Annotated in this window: 11 protein-coding genes, 1 tRNA gene and 1 pseudogene; 5 read left to right on the top strand and 8 right to left on the bottom strand. The window is 44.0% G+C overall.

Features of this window, described 5'->3' with window-relative positions; genetic code table 11:
- Window positions 1-6 precede the first annotated feature (6 nt).
- Both BDD43_RS00510 and BDD43_RS00505 read right to left on the bottom strand, forming a co-directional pair.
- A complete protein-coding gene (locus BDD43_RS00510) occupies window positions 7-438 on the bottom strand; it encodes a DUF2750 domain-containing protein (RefSeq protein ID WP_121195643.1) in 432 nt (143 codons plus the stop codon).
- An 18-nt stretch (window positions 439-456) separates the two neighbouring features.
- Window positions 457-1758, bottom strand: a complete 1302-nt coding sequence (locus BDD43_RS00505) for a (Fe-S)-binding protein (protein ID WP_121195641.1) — start codon at window positions 1756-1758, stop codon at window positions 457-459.
- Between the two features lie 171 nt (window positions 1759-1929).
- Here BDD43_RS00505 and BDD43_RS00500 point away from each other — a divergent pair.
- Window positions 1930-2005 (top strand) — tRNA-Phe (locus tag BDD43_RS00500).
- A 727-nt stretch (window positions 2006-2732) separates the two neighbouring features.
- On the opposite strand, the pseudogene BDD43_RS30460 reads toward BDD43_RS00500, so the two are convergent.
- From BDD43_RS30460 to BDD43_RS29825, 3 genes and pseudogenes are all read right to left on the bottom strand, one after another.
- Window positions 2733-3515, bottom strand: a pseudogene (locus tag BDD43_RS30460) (recombinase family protein); the annotation flags it as partial.
- Window positions 3516-3585: 70 nt separating this feature from the next.
- Window positions 3586-5034 carry a recombinase family protein gene (locus BDD43_RS00490; RefSeq protein ID WP_121195640.1) on the bottom strand — a complete coding sequence of 483 codons (1449 nt, stop codon included), beginning with the start codon at window positions 5032-5034 and terminating at the stop codon, window positions 3586-3588.
- On the bottom strand, window positions 5031-5183 hold the full coding sequence (locus BDD43_RS29825) for a hypothetical protein (protein ID WP_162846945.1): 153 nt from the start codon (window positions 5181-5183) through the stop codon (window positions 5031-5033). The genes BDD43_RS00490 and BDD43_RS29825 overlap by 4 nt, the downstream gene beginning before the upstream one ends.
- Before the next feature lie 97 nt (window positions 5184-5280).
- Between BDD43_RS29825 and BDD43_RS00485 the strand changes: the two genes are divergently transcribed.
- Window positions 5281-5616: an RNA recognition motif domain-containing protein gene (locus BDD43_RS00485; RefSeq protein WP_121195638.1), complete on the top strand. Its 336-nt coding sequence runs from the start codon at window positions 5281-5283 to the stop codon at window positions 5614-5616.
- Window position 5617: 1 nt separating this feature from the next.
- Here BDD43_RS00485 and BDD43_RS29820 read toward each other — a convergent pair whose 3' ends face one another.
- Window positions 5618-5887: a hypothetical protein gene (locus tag BDD43_RS29820; RefSeq protein ID WP_162846944.1), complete on the bottom strand. Its 270-nt coding sequence runs from the start codon at window positions 5885-5887 to the stop codon at window positions 5618-5620.
- 162 nt (window positions 5888-6049) lie between these two features.
- Between BDD43_RS29820 and BDD43_RS00475 the strand changes: the two genes are divergently transcribed.
- The gene (locus tag BDD43_RS00475) at window positions 6050-6433 is read left to right on the top strand and encodes a helix-turn-helix domain-containing protein (RefSeq protein WP_121201827.1); all 384 of its coding nucleotides are present in this window, start codon (window positions 6050-6052) and stop codon (window positions 6431-6433) included.
- Between the two features lie 16 nt (window positions 6434-6449).
- Here the strand turns inward: BDD43_RS00475 and BDD43_RS00470 are convergent, their stop codons facing one another.
- Both BDD43_RS00470 and BDD43_RS00465 read right to left on the bottom strand, forming a co-directional pair.
- Window positions 6450-6875 carry a hypothetical protein gene (locus tag BDD43_RS00470; RefSeq protein WP_121195634.1) on the bottom strand — a complete coding sequence of 142 codons (426 nt, stop codon included), beginning with the start codon at window positions 6873-6875 and terminating at the stop codon, window positions 6450-6452.
- A 216-nt stretch (window positions 6876-7091) separates the two neighbouring features.
- Window positions 7092-7646: an RNA polymerase sigma-70 factor gene (locus tag BDD43_RS00465; RefSeq protein WP_262707443.1), complete on the bottom strand. Its 555-nt coding sequence runs from the start codon at window positions 7644-7646 to the stop codon at window positions 7092-7094.
- A gap of 161 nt (window positions 7647-7807) precedes the next feature.
- On the opposite strand from BDD43_RS00465, the gene BDD43_RS00460 reads away from it, so the two are divergent.
- Window positions 7808-8941, top strand: coding sequence for a FecR family protein (locus BDD43_RS00460; protein ID WP_121195631.1), 1134 nt, complete (start codon window positions 7808-7810; stop codon window positions 8939-8941).
- 276 nt (window positions 8942-9217) lie between these two features.
- Window positions 9218-12481 carry a SusC/RagA family TonB-linked outer membrane protein gene (locus tag BDD43_RS00455; protein ID WP_162846943.1) on the top strand — a complete coding sequence of 1088 codons (3264 nt, stop codon included), beginning with the start codon at window positions 9218-9220 and terminating at the stop codon, window positions 12479-12481.
- Window positions 12482-12491 lie beyond the last annotated feature (10 nt).

The following is a 12491-nucleotide window of genomic DNA, read 5'->3' as shown; positions in this document are numbered from 1 at the left end:
AATAGTTTACTCGCTTATCTCGGTTAAAAATTCATCTACGCTGCTATAGTCCCTAAACTTAATGCTTGTATTGATGGCTTTTAAACGGGTTAAAATATCAAATGCCACTTGCAGGGGTTCAATTTCCTGGCCAAACATATTCGCATCCCAATTGGTGCCAACTAAAGTGTCGTTCTCATCCATGCCAATGCACCAGTTTTCTAAAAATTCGGCTAACGGAATTTCGGTAGCTGTATAACCGCGCCAATCGTCGCGGGCGCAAGCTTTGGCAAATGCCCTGTCCGACCAAAATGGGATAACATCAGTTTCATCGTCATCATTAACAGTTGAATTTGCCCATCCTTGTTTATTCATCAGGCCCCAAACCAATTTTGTTGCAGCTACTCTTTCTATAAATAGCTTGTATTTTTGTTCGGCAGCCGCTGTGTCCTGTAACATTTTATAACGTGTTTATAATTAACTATTGTTCGCCCAGTTCAACCTGTCGGCGTTTGAATATTTCCAGGGCGCGCCATTGTTTTCTACGTTGCCAAACATATTGTTCAAACTTGCCGGAGCCTGTGATTCTTCCATCACAACATATTGGCGTAGTTGGGTAATAATATCAAGCGGGTTAATGTTTACCGGGCAAGCCTCTACGCAGGCATTACACGTTGTGCAGGCCCATATCTCTTCGCGGCTGATGTAAGTATCAAGCAAAGATTTTTCGTCTTTAAAGTCCTTTCCTTGTTGGTCAATATTATTCCCCACTTCGGTGATACGATCGCGGGTGTCCATCATTATTTTGCGTGGTGAAAGCAATTTGCCGGTTATATTAGCCGGGCAAACAGATGTGCAACGCCCGCATTCGGTGCAGGTATAAGCCTCCATCAGGTTTTTCCAAGTCAGGTCGGTTACATCTTTAGCGCCAAATTTTCCAGCCTCGCCTGCGGGTTCGGGCACAAAGGTAGGATCGAGCATTGCCTTTACCTCGCCCGTTACCGAAGCCATATTGGTAAATTTTCCTTTTGGGTTTAAGTTTGAGTAATAGGTATTTGGGAACGCCAGCATAATATGAAAATGCTTGGAGTAAGGCAAGTAATTTAAAAACGCCAATATGCCAATAATGTGAAACCACCAGCAACCACGTTCAATCATTTCGAGCGAATGCGTACTTTCAGGCAAAAGCGGATTTAAAAAACTGCTTACCGGGAAACTACCCGCTTGAATATAATGGCCAAAGTTTAAGATTTGCAATTTATGATCGGCAGCATTCATGGTAAGAAAAGCCGACATCAACAATATTTCGATGATGAGGATATAATTGGCATCGCTTTTAGGCCATGTTTTCATTTCCACGCCCGAAAAACGTTTTAACTTGAGGATGTTGCGCCTGCAAAGGAAACAAACACAGGCCACCAAAACCAACAACGCCAGTACCTCGAACGAGCCAATTAGCAGATTATACAAGCCACCCAAAGGTTTTGAAAATACGCGGTGCGAACCAAATACCCCGTCGATCATGATCTCCATTACTTCCAGGTTGATAATAATGAAGCCCACATAAATAAAAAAATGGAGTACGGCGGCAACTGGGCGCTTAACCATTTTAGTTTGACCCAAAGCAATTTTCGCCATCGTTTTCCAGCGAAGAGCAGGATTATCGGACCGATTAGTATCACGCCCGAGCAAGATATTGCGCCTTATTTTAGCGGCATTTTTACCAAAAAGGTAAATAGCAGCACCGAGTATGAGTATAAAAACAAGTTGTGACATCATTATGCATGCATAGTATTTAGGAACTAAATTAGATAAATACTATTAAAAGCAAAAGGTTTTTAAAAATTTAAAATGTTATGTAATAGCAGTATAAAGTAGTTGCCTAACCTTTTTTCAAAAAAAGTTTCCATAAATAAAAAAACACACTACATTTGCAGTCCGCAATCGGGAGGTATCATAGCTCAGTCGGTAGAGCAAAGGACTGAAAATCCTTGTGTCGCTGGTTCGATCCCAGCTGATACCACCAGACTGGACAGGTCAGAAATATCTGATTTTGTCCAGTCTTTTTTTTGCCGTAACCTTTTGTTAATCAACGCGATACCGCGCAGAAATTCATTGTCAAATCCGGTTCGATGTTCTGTGCCGTCAAATACCGAATTTCTGGGGTAAATCGAACCAAATAAACGCCTTTTTGCAGTTGAATTGCCTTTAATATACCTGTCTCTTAACGTGTTAGTGTTCGAAATCCCTACAGTCAACATCTCAGACACCGATCTGGAAGCTTTAATAATATTCGGCAAACGTTTTTCAAGCGATAATATCTCATTTTCCACCTCTCTTTTTACCGCTTTATAATCCGGTTCGTCCAATTTTCCATCAAGATAAAAATTCCTAGAACGCTCCAGTTTCGCCTGCAAATCTTTGATCAGGTTTAAAGCCGCACGCTGACTTAACTCTCCGGCACCAGTTTGCTGCTTGTAAGCCGTTAACAACACATCGTGATAGAATTGGGCATGTTCTTGTCTGATGGTAAATTTTGCAATCTGTTTATCAAAATAGGTATCAACCAGTTCTGCTTTAAAGCGCACGCCACAAGCAGACGAACAGTGGTAGTAGTAATAATAGTGCTTTCTTCCTTTAGACGCACTCCCTGTTAGGGTGCGGGTGCATTTTGGGCAATCCAGGAAACCCCTCAATGCCAGTTTATCATCTACCGACATTTTAGTACCAACAATACGTTTCCGTCCGTTAATGCGGTCCTGTACTTCGTAATACAAGCTTTCTGTTATTAAGGCTTCATGTTGGCCATCTGCAAGATATTCTTCTTCGTCTTTATATTTAGGCACCAGTATCTTGCCGCAGTAAACCGGATTACGGATGATATTGCAAAAGTTATTATACAAGCAACTGATACCATCCTGCTGCGCTTGCTTATATATTTCCCTTAACGTGTATTTGCCGTTCGCCACTTCCTGGAACGCCTTTCGCATAGCAGTAGCTTGTGGTTCCTGGAGAGCTATATATTTATGCCCCTTAGCATCGACCAGATTGACATAACCTACCGGCGCCGCCGCAGGCCACCGGCCTTCTTTCTTGGAGCGCCGGATACCATGAAAAATATTCAAACCACGCCGGTCATTCTCTACTTCAGGAGCAGCCAGATAAAAGGCCAGCATCATTTTATTTTCAGGGATTTCCAGATCAAGCGGCTGTTCGATAGCCTGCGCATCGACACCAAAGCGGCGCAAGGTATTCAGCATCGTATAAGCATCGCCGGTGTTACGGCTGAACCTGTCCCATTTGGTAAAAAGTATGACATCAGTCTGTCCTTTATTTTTACGCAGATCAACCAGTAACTTTGTCCATACCGGTCGATTAAATGTTTTTGCAGAATGATCCTCACAATAAACCTTGCCGACTGCTATGGATTTGATTTCGCAGTAACGCCTTAACACTTCTTCCTGGTTACGTTGTGAGTAACCTTTTTCCGCTTGTTCATCCGTGCTAACACGAACATATAAACTGGCTGTTTTCATTATTGTTAGTCATTTGTTCTATGACTAATTTAACGAAAATGTGGCGCAAATACTATAATGTTAGCAGATTTTAATCAAAAACAAGCCTGGTCCAATTGCCTAATTCCACAGTTTCAAAACCATTATCAGCATATGTAAGATTACCAGGAAATAATAAACCAACCATTTTACGTTTATGCTCCACCGACGCTATCTGATAAAAAAAAGCCAGGTTGCCTATGGCTTTACCCATATTCTTAAACCGCTGCTCCAAGATGGACATCGGATCTATAACGTCAGCCAATACTTTTTGTAATGCAGCAATCTTTTCTTCGGCAGTAGCTTTAATGGTGCGGTAATCATCACCTTCCAGGTAACCGGCAATGAGCAGTTCTTTAGCCCGTTCAACCCGCTGTTGCTGTTCTTCTAATTGCTTAGCCGCAATTCTTTGCTGGTTGAATTGCAACGCGCTGTTATTAACGATTAGTTCACGCACAGCCTTTTTAAATAAACTGATAAGTCCTTCGGTTGCGGAATGTTTTTTTAATAACGCGATAAAAGTTTCGTTGACTTGTTCTGCTTTAAAGCGAACCCCGCAGGCAGAGGAGCAATGGTAATAGTAATAATAGTATAGGTTTCCTTTAGACGGGCTGCCAGTCAACATGCGGTTACATTTCGGACATTTCAAAAAGCCCCTTAGGTGCAAACGTCCAGGCACTGTTTTTTGAATGACCGGGCGGGCGCGTTTATTCAATACCCGCTGCACTTTATCGAACAGGTCTTCGCTGATAATAGGCGCGTGTTGTCCTTTGGCGTATTGCACCGCTTCATCTTTAAAGGCCGGTATCACAATCCGTCCGCAATAAACCGGGTTACGGATCAGGTTCCAGAAATTATTACGGCCACAAGTAATGCCTTTTTGTTTAGCGAATTTCCATACTTGTTCAACCGGGTATTTGCCGGTAGCTAATTCTGTAAAAGCCCAGCGCATAATTTCAGCCTGCAACTCGTTGACGGCGATATACTTTCTGCCGTCTTCATGAGATTTGTTGATATAACCCACAGGTGCCGAAGATACCCAGCGCCCCTCTTTTTTAGCACGGCGCAAACCATGAAAGATGTTAAGCGCGCGGCGATCATTTTCAACTTCAGGCGCTGCCAGGTAAAAGGCCAGCATCATTTTATTTTCAGGAATGCTCAGGTCAAGCGGCTGCTCAATAGCTTGGGGCTCAATATTAAAACCACGCAATAGGCTGATCATTTGGTAAGCATCCCCGGCGTTCCGGCTAAACCGGTCCCACTTGGTAAATAGAATGTAATCAGGACGGCTAGTTTTTTGACGTTTCAGCCGACCGAGCATGGTTTGCCAGGCCGGGCGATTAAAGCTTTTGGCGGAGTGGTCCTCATAGATGACCTCTCTGACTGCAATGGATTGTAACTGGCAGTATTTGCGCAACATTTCGTCCTGGTTACGCTGGGAATAGCCTTTATCAGCCTGTTCGTCGGTACTGACCCGGATATATAAATGCGCTATTTTCATTGGCCCTGTAGCTCATTTACAAATATTTCAGCCAGCAGATAAATATAGCTGACGATCATTTCAGCATCTTCCAAGGTTACGGTCTTGCCTTCTTTCTCCAATTGCTTAAGAACTGTCTCTGTCGTGATCTTCCGATTCGATATTTCCATAACTGACTTGTTAAAGCCACAAAAATTGAAACAAAAATCATTGCGTAAGGCAAAGCCGGAACTGGCGGGGAATATTTTTCCTGTTATATTTGTCTAAATGATTACCAAAATCTTTATCGGCGGTTTCCCCATCACAACGGAGGAAATTGCCCTTGCACAACTCGCCGGGCCTCATGGCAACATCGTAACACTTAAACTGGTACGTGATAAAGCAACCGGAAAAAGTAAAGGTTATGCTTTTATGGAAATGGCCAGCCGTGAAGATGCAGAACAAGTTATTGACGCACTCGACGGTAAGGCCATCGGTGACAAGCAACTTAAGGTAACCATCTGCGAAGAAGAACCAATTAAACAGGCACCGATTTACCAAAAAGTAGAACGTCCTGGCGCACCAACACCCGTTAAAAAGAAAAGACCACGTTTGTCACGTTGATTTAAAACCGGTAACGTAGGGCCAGCGCTTTACCAATAGATTCTGCGATTTCTTCATGACTGGATGATGTAGCACCAACGGCTATCCAACTGCGCCCCTCACGAATTATTTTGAAAGTTTCACCCGATAGCTCTATTTCCAATTCCGCTTTTTCCCGATCGGTGATATTCATTCCCAGCAACTTAAAAGCGTGCTCTGCCTGGCCTACTGTAACGCGTAACACTTGTCCCATATCGGATATTAAAATAGGTAATAATGTGTGAAATTTCAATCGGAAATTTACAAAAAGTGCATTTTTTGTGAATGGAAAAAAGTAAAATCTGTGTAATTAATTGATAGTCAGAAGCTAACAAAATTGTTTTTCAGCCAATTCGCCCACCCTATAACACAAATCCGCCTTTACATTTACCCGCGGACGTCGATGCTTTATAACATGACCACAGAAAACGTAAAACAGATTCATCAAGGGCGAAATATTAAACGCTTTCGCGAACTGCGTGGCTTGAAGCAAGACGCACTTGCAGTGATGCTTGGTATCCCCTGGACACAAAAACGAATTTCCTTGTTAGAGTCAAAAGAAGAAATCGACGAAGATACTATAGACCAATTGGCTGGTGTACTAAACATTTCAAACCAGGCGATAAAGACATTTGATGAAAACGGTATCATTGCCCTTGCCGACCCGACGCATGGCGAGCCAAGACACTTCGACCCGATGAAAAGATTAATAGAACTCTACGAAGAGAACAAAATACTATACGAGCGTTTACTGGCCAGTGAGCAGGAGAAAATTGCGCTACTAAAGAGAATGGGTTAACACCTTTTCGTGTTTTTCAAGATATTATATGGTTTTCATTGCCTGGTTCTCCTGATAGGTTATCAACCGGCCAGTCTTCCCATTTTATACCGTAAGCTGCCCCGCCGCTGGTATAACCCATGATAAACGCAAATTCATCATCCGACTCAAACGAGGACTGCATTTCTATTTCTTTTCGCAATTTTTCCTGTTTCCTTTTTTCTGCCAAACCGTTCAACGTTTGTATAAGTGACTGCTCATATTGTTCACTGATCGTTATACCAAGCATCCGCAACTCTTTCAAAGCGGTCAAAAGATCAACGCTGAATTTTTTGGCATAGCCTTTTACGATATGCTGGCCGTTATATATCGTGACCCAATGTTTTCCCTTCGCCAAACGCTTTATCCGGGCTTTAGTATACAGGGTTGGTGTATCAGGGTGCTTTTTCTGTTCAACAGGCATAGGCAAATATATTATCGAATGACATTATTATCCAAATACAATTCCTCTAAGGGCATCATGCAATCCGCCACGATCATGAGGCAACCGATATCAGGATGTCGCTACTTTTGCCAGTAAGAAACTTCAACAAGTCCGGTAATTAATCCCAGATTGGTAAAATACAATACCGAAGTTTGCTAAGTTAAATAGCTGTGCAGATTATATTATTAATTAACTTCATGGACGATGAAGCAAATAGATAATCGCACCAAGTTCTATGAACTGCCCCAGGGACGAGCGCAATAACCGCAAAGCTTTACGCATATGTTGTTCCACGGTATTTTCTGAAATGTCAAGTTGAGCGGCGATTTCCTTATTGGTCAGGTGAGATTGCCTGCTCAATCTGAACACCCGCTGGCATTGAGGCGGCAGTTTACCAATTTGTTCTTCCATCAATTGTTCTAACTCCCGGCTAGCTAATAACGCTTGTGTAGTATCATCATGGACCGGATGTAGTGTGGCATAATAATTCTCGTGCTTTTGATAGTTCAATGTGCGGCGAACTTCGTTAAGCAGCTTGTGTTTTAGTGTGGCATATAAAAAAGCCCGAAGCGGTGTGGCCGGGCTGATTTGGTCACGATGGTCACATAAACTGATAAAAGTTTCCTGCACAAGTTCTTTAGCTTTCTCCCGGTCCCCAGTCTTATATGAGGCTATTCCTAGCAGCGCATAAGCATGGCGTTTATACAACGCCCCGAAAGCGCTGTCATCACCGTTTTGCCAGCGACCGATGAGACTTTCATCTTGCTCCGTATCATTAATGTGCTCTTTGATAACACTAAGCTAATAAAAGCTTTATGTACTCAATTGATTTTATTTAAAATATTTTTTTGGCAAGTAGTAACGGTTAGCCACGTTGAGCGGTGTCTTAACCTATAAACGACAATAAATTAATGAAGAAAGAAAGGTTGCAATATCTGCTGGATCGTTACTTAGACAACGATATAACCAACTCCGAATTTGAGGAGCTGGATAGGTGGTATCATCAGTTGCACATAAAGGGCGCAGACTTAGAGGCTTGGGCAAAGGAGGTCGGCGGACGCGAAATATTGCTGGACGGCCTCTATCTTGACTTATTAAGGCAGATTGAAGAAAGGCAAAAGGTGAGGCGATTAAAACCGGTTTGGAAATATCTGCCGCGAGTTGCAGCCGCTGTGTTGTTCTTTGCTTCGGGTGTCTATTTTGCGAGTCATAAAAAACCTGCCGCAAAATCACTAGCCGTTATCCAGCATGATGTTTCCCCGGGTCACAACCGCGCTACCTTAACACTTGCGAACGGACAAAAAATCATTTTGACCAAAGGACTAAAGGGCACTTTAGCACAGCAGGGACAAACTATCATAACCGCAAATAATCAGGACATCGCTTATCACAGCAACAACAAAAATGAAAAGATCAGTTATAATATACTCACTACCGCCAGGGGCGAGCAATCGCCCTATCCGCTGGTTTTGGCAGACGGTACTAAGGTGTGGTTGGATGCAGCGTCAAGCATTACTTTTCCTACAGCGTTTAACGGTGTTGAAAGAAGAGTAAGGGTGACTGGTGAGGCTTATTTTGAAGTAAAACACAATGCCGCGCAACCGTTCAGGGTTCAGGTAAAAGACCAGGTGATAGAAGACATTGGCACTACTTTTAATATCAATGCTTATGATGATGAACCGGTCATCCAGACGACGCTGGTTGAAGGTAGCGTTCGTACAGCCGGACTGGTTATAAAGCCTGGTCAATCTGTTAGGGTATCTGCTGGCAATGCAATAGTCATTAAAGATGATGTTGAGCAGGTCACAGCCTGGAGGAACGGGCAATTTCGTTTCGACGACGAACCGCTCGAAAGTCTGATGCGGCGGGTAGCCCGCTGGTACGACGTAAAGATCGAATATGAACAGGAAAACTACAAAACTGAGACTTACGCCGGCGTTACTACGCGTTATGCCAATGTATCGCAATTATGTAGCAAACTGGAAAAAGTTGGTGATCTGAAGTTTGAGATCGAAGGCCGGACTATTAGAGTGACTGCTAAATAACCTTTAACCCCTTTGTTAAATTACTAATAATTAAAGATTAACCCTTAAAACTTAAAAACATGTACAGCTTCGTCAATACATCCTGAATGGATCAGCAAACGCGGACTGCTTCAAAAAGAGATCAGGAACACTCGACATGTCCCTGATCAAATGTCGCCGAATCGTTTTTAGTGTGTAACCAAATAAAAAATTCAAAACAACAAGTAAATGTATAAAATATTTACCATCTATTCCTGTAGCCCATTACCGGGTTGCATTAAAAAATGCCTGTTGATCATGAAACTTACCACGATCATCATTTTAACAAGCTTAATGACCGTCAGCGCGACGGGCCTTGCGCAGCGTGTTACGCTTAACCAAAAGCATATAAGCCTTAAGCAGATCTTCAACTCGATCAATAAACAAACCGGCTATAGTATTATATGGTCACCTAAAAAAGTAAATGGGAGTCAAATCATCGATGTAAATTTCAATGACGCAGAGCTTAACGCAGTTCTTGACTTAGTTTTAGAAAAGCAGCAACTAACATATACGATAGAGGACAAAACGGTTATTATTGAACAGAAGAAAAGAGAACCTTCCTTTCTCGATAACGTTAAAACTGCTTTTACTGCTATTGATGTGCACGGGCGTGTGGTGGATGAAAAAGGGAATGCGCTACCAGGAGTAAATGTAAAGTTAAAGGATGGAAGCCAATTTACCATTACCAGCAAGGATGGCTCGTTTGCGCTGAAACAGGTCAGTCCCAAAGCTATTGTCGTGATTTCTTTTGTAGGCTATATAACACGGGAGACCAATGCCGGGCCGGAACTGGGAACGATAACATTAACTGTGAGCAATTCTAACCTGGACGAGGTACAGGTGATCGCCTACGGAACAACGACAAGAAGGCTCGCTACCGGCGATATCGGAACTGTCAAAAGCGACGATATTCAAAAACAGCCAGTTGATAATCCCTTACTGGCCCTTGAAGGCAGGTTACCGGGCGTACAGATCACCCAGTCAACGGGACTGCCCGGGACCGGCGTTACCATCAGGGTCCGCGGCCAGAACAGTTTATATAACGGCAACGATCCTTTATATATTATTGACGGCGTCCCCTATACCTCACAACTATTGAAGAACCTGGGTAACATTCTGGGCGGTTCAGGTAACGAAAACCAGGGGATTTATGGAAGCGCCTTAAGTTTTATCAATCCTTCGGACATTGAATCGATCGATGTTCTGAAAGACGCCGACGCAACGGCGATCTACGGCTCCCGCGCGGCAAACGGCGCAGTGCTGATCACCACAAAAAAAGGCAAGTCCGGGGAAACCACAGTGAATTTCACCGCGCAGAGCGGCCTGGGAAGGATCACCCGTTCCTTTGACCTGCTGGACAGGCGCCAATACCTGGATATGCGTTACGAGGCCCTGAAAAATGATCACGTGGCCGTGGGCAGCGGGATCGGCGGAGATATCGACCTGGCTAAATGGGATACTACCCGCAGTACCGACTGGCAGAAACAGCTAATTGGGGGCACAGCGAAGTATGACAACATCCAGGCGGGTGTTTCCGGGGGGAACGCTACGACCCAATATCTGGTCGGGACAAGTTATCAGAAGCAAACTACAGTGTTTCCAGGCGATTTCAGTGATCAGAAGGTGTCCCTGCATTTCAATATCAACAGCGCTTCCGCTAACCAGAAATTCAGGATATTGCTATCGGGCAACTACATGGATGACAATAACCGATTGCTCCAGAGCGACCTGACAAGGAATATTTACCTGGCCCCGGTAGCGCCCCAGGTTTACAACAGCGACGGGACGCTGAACTGGGCAAATTCCACCTGGGTGAATCCTTACGCTTCGCTATTGCAAAAGTATAACAACCATACCACTAATCTGGTCAGCAATGCCACGGTGAGTTACCAGCTGCTGCATAACCTGTCTTTGAAAACGAATCTCGGCTATAACAGCCTGCTGGTAAACGAATTGAATACCTTACCATTTTCATCGGTTGACCCGGCTTTCTGGGGCACGTCAAGCCGCCAGTCGAATTTCACCAATAACAGCTCGCGCTCGTGGATCATTGAACCGCAGGCAAATTATTCGGCGAGCTTATGGGAAGGCACGATAGACGTTCTGGCGGGCGCTACATTTCAGCAGGACGACAATAACGGGCAGATATTTAATGCCAACGGCTTTCTCAGCGATCAGCTGATGGAGGACCCCCTTTCGGCAGATCCGACCAACTCGAAGATTACATCGACAACAATATCCCGTTATCGATATACTGCTTTTTTTGGCCGTATCAATTACAATATCAATGATCAGTATATCCTCAATTTTACCGGCAGGCGGGACGGTAGCAGCCGGTTCGGACCGGAGCGCAGGTTTCATGATTTCGGCGCGGTCGGCGCTGCATGGATATTTTCCCAATCCGGCTTTATCAAGCATAATTTACCTGTAATTAGTTTTGGCAAATTGCGCGTAAGTTATGGTACCACAGGAAGCGACCAGATAGGCGATTACAGATACCTGGACCTGTATACGTCATTACCCTCTTCTTACCAAAATGGTACGGGGCTTTACATCAATAACCTTTTTAACCCTTTGCTGGCCTGGGAGGAAACCCGTAAAAAAGAAGCTGGCTTTGAGTTGAGCCTTTTTAAGGGCAGGGTGTCAACAGCCATTTCTTACTATTTAAATAAAACCTCGAACCAGCTGACCGCCTACAGTTTGCCCTCGGTAACCGGTTTTTCGTCCATAGAAACCAACCAGGATGCTACAGTAGCCAACAGCGGCTGGGAGCTCGCACTTAATACGGTGAATGTCAAGACCAAAGATTTTCAATGGAATACTTCATTTAATATTACCATCAATAAAAACAAATTGGTTTCGGTTGGCCCTGGCGTATTAGGAATAGATAATAGAAATATTGGTCAGCCGCTGGGGACTTTTTTTGTTTATGACTACGCGGGGGTAGACAAAACTACCGGCGCTTACCAGTTCAGGGATAAAAACGGAAACCTGACTTCTTCCCCGGGTTTTGATGACGCGACCATTCCGGAAAACCTGAGCCCGAAGTTCTTTGGCGGGTTCCAGAATGCCTTTCGTTACAAATCGGTTTCATTTGATATGCTTTTCCAGTTTGTCAAACAGATCGGGCAAAACAACCAATTCGGCAATTATCCTGGCGGGTTTTATTTCATGAACCAGCCCACTTCCGTGCTGGCCAGGTGGCAGCGCCCGGGCGACGTGACCAATATTCAGCGCTACAACCAGGATTTTAGTTTGAATAACGGGTATAATATTGCTAATTCCAGTAACGCAGCATATACCGATGCTTCCTTTATCCGCTTAAAGAACGTTTCCCTTTCTTGGCAAGTGCCGGAGCCGCTTGTCAAAAAGATCCATTTCAGGAATGCCAGGGTGTTTGTCAATGGACAGAATCTCTTGACCTTCACCGGGTATAAAGGTTCAGACCCGGAATCCAGGTCCCTGTATTCACTACCCCCATTAAAAGTGTGCGCTATCGGCGTACAAGTAGGAATTTAAAACTTAAAGA

It is taken from the genome of Mucilaginibacter gracilis (genome assembly GCF_003633615.1).
Lineage (GTDB): Bacteria > Bacteroidota > Bacteroidia > Sphingobacteriales > Sphingobacteriaceae > Mucilaginibacter > Mucilaginibacter gracilis.
Note: the sequence above shows the minus strand (reverse complement) of the source record. Positions and strands in the feature narration are given on the sequence as shown.

What these genes read in the sequence shown, in the direction of transcription:
- BDD43_RS00490 (WP_121195640.1), bottom strand. Translation starts at nt 5,034, where the DNA reads ATGAAAATAGCGCATTTATATATCCGGGTCAGTACCGACGAACAGGCT.
- BDD43_RS00510 (WP_121195643.1), bottom strand. Translation starts at nt 438, where the DNA reads ATGTTACAGGACACAGCGGCTGCCGAACAAAAATACAAGCTATTTATA.
- BDD43_RS00485 (WP_121195638.1), top strand. Translation starts at nt 5,281, where the DNA reads ATGATTACCAAAATCTTTATCGGCGGTTTCCCCATCACAACGGAGGAA.
- BDD43_RS00470 (WP_121195634.1), bottom strand. Translation starts at nt 6,875, where the DNA reads ATGCCTGTTGAACAGAAAAAGCACCCTGATACACCAACCCTGTATACT.
- BDD43_RS00455 (WP_162846943.1), top strand. Translation starts at nt 9,218, where the DNA reads ATGAAACTTACCACGATCATCATTTTAACAAGCTTAATGACCGTCAGC.
- BDD43_RS00505 (WP_121195641.1), bottom strand. Translation starts at nt 1,758, where the DNA reads ATGATGTCACAACTTGTTTTTATACTCATACTCGGTGCTGCTATTTAC.
- BDD43_RS00460 (WP_121195631.1), top strand. Translation starts at nt 7,808, where the DNA reads ATGAAGAAAGAAAGGTTGCAATATCTGCTGGATCGTTACTTAGACAAC.
- BDD43_RS29825 (WP_162846945.1), bottom strand. Translation starts at nt 5,183, where the DNA reads ATGGAAATATCGAATCGGAAGATCACGACAGAGACAGTTCTTAAGCAA.
- BDD43_RS00475 (WP_121201827.1), top strand. Translation starts at nt 6,050, where the DNA reads ATGACCACAGAAAACGTAAAACAGATTCATCAAGGGCGAAATATTAAA.